We start from the raw sequence: 1490 nt of genomic DNA, 5'->3' as shown, positions 1-1490 counted from the left end.
AGATCAAAGTGAAGCCAAACTTCAACGCGAAGTTACGGCCAAAATGCCAAGCAATTAGCGGCAATATCACGATGAAAACCCAAGGCTTCGCTAACGAGTCAGTTAAAAGTACAGTATTCGCAAACAAGCTTGGCATCTTATCGAACACGTTTTGAAGCGACACAATCCAATTTAGTTCAACTTGATGGACTTGGGGTGCCGCGCCCACCAGCTCAGTCACATACGTCACAGGTTGATCTGTCGCAGATAAAAACAACTCATTAATCTCTGACCACTGCTCTGGGTAACGATATTGCTTTGCTTCCAACTCAGTGGGAGGAAGTAACATCGCTCTACTAACTTCCACGCCATAATGAGGAGCAAACCAGATAGGTAGTTCAAAACCACCTAGCTCATTTCGAGTTTGAAAACTGATCACTTCAGAGTCAGAGACACAATCATACACAACGGCACTGTCGGTATATCCCAACACATCACCGACCGTCACGGACAAGCCCGCCTCTTCCCAAGTTTCTCGTTGCGCTGCGATGGCAGGCGGCTCACCAGAAACCACAGTGCCTCCCGGTAGAGACAATTGCCCCGTGATCAATTCATCAACCAACACGATTTGGTTATCAGCACGTACTACACACAAAGCGCCCGCGATATGATCGGGCAAAGTGTTGTTAGCCCAAGCGGAAGTAGTACTCAAAAGAGACAGTATGAAAACGAAAAAATATCTAATAACCAACGAGTTTACCTAAAAATAAGAGAAGAAATTTAAGACTGCTAATACACGAGTCTATTGTAATCAAAGCCACACAAAATCGCTGTCTACGTTTTGTGCAAAGCCTTCCTCATCCATTGAATGTGAGGTGTGAACCCCATTTTTTGATAGAAGTCCTTGGCAGGCGAATTAAAGTCCCAAACCTCTACAAAGACTTGTTCAACCCCATAATCATCAAAAGTCGCTTCAACTTTGCTAAACAACTTTTCAGCAATCGATTCTTTTCGATAATCAGGCAAGACAAACAGTTCATCGACACTCCCCATCGGCACTGGTTTACTCACCGTTGAGATAAGCTCACAAAAATGTCCGGAGATAAAGCCAACAATGAGTTCACCTTTTAATGCCACGTAGACTAAGCATTCAGGATCATCTAGGTAACGTGCAATGCTTTTTTCCTGCTCAATCTCTTCGGCCGTTTTAAAATGCTCTGGGCTTGCAAGGTGGTGGTGATGGTGGAGATCGAACATTAACTCGTTAAGTTGTTCCAAATCCGTGTGCTTTGCAGCCCTTAAGGTGACATTCATGACTATTGCGCTTCTCAAACCAAATTAATATCTAAACTGAGTCTAGTTTACTTGGCGTGAGTATCTATACAAGTTATTGAATTAATTCATTGTTTGAAGTGTGTATTTTAGATACAAAAACGGCCACATTACGTGGCCATTCTGTTTGAATGATTTTGAATTAAACGAATATAGAAGCTATGGCTTTTGCTGTAGCT

Annotated in this window: 2 protein-coding genes; both read right to left on the bottom strand. The window is 42.8% G+C overall.

Translation table 11 applies throughout. The features are described from left to right. Nucleotides 1-730: NUDIX hydrolase (locus AB4496_RS20955; RefSeq protein ID WP_372131855.1), on the bottom strand; the 730-nt coding region annotated here is incomplete at its 3' end. Nucleotides 731-813: 83 nt separating this feature from the next. Further along, a complete protein-coding gene (locus tag AB4496_RS20950; RefSeq protein ID WP_017100229.1) occupies nucleotides 814-1293 on the bottom strand; it encodes a GNAT family N-acetyltransferase in 480 nt (159 codons plus the stop codon). Nucleotides 1294-1490 lie beyond the last annotated feature (197 nt).

Origin of the sequence: Vibrio sp. 10N.222.46.A1, assembly GCF_041473595.1 — a bacterium.
Lineage (GTDB): Bacteria > Pseudomonadota > Gammaproteobacteria > Enterobacterales > Vibrionaceae > Vibrio > Vibrio tasmaniensis_A.
This window is presented reverse-complemented; position numbering and strand designations above follow the sequence as displayed.

What these genes read in the sequence shown, in the direction of transcription:
- AB4496_RS20950 (WP_017100229.1), bottom strand. Translation starts at nt 1,293, where the DNA reads ATGAATGTCACCTTAAGGGCTGCAAAGCACACGGATTTGGAACAACTT.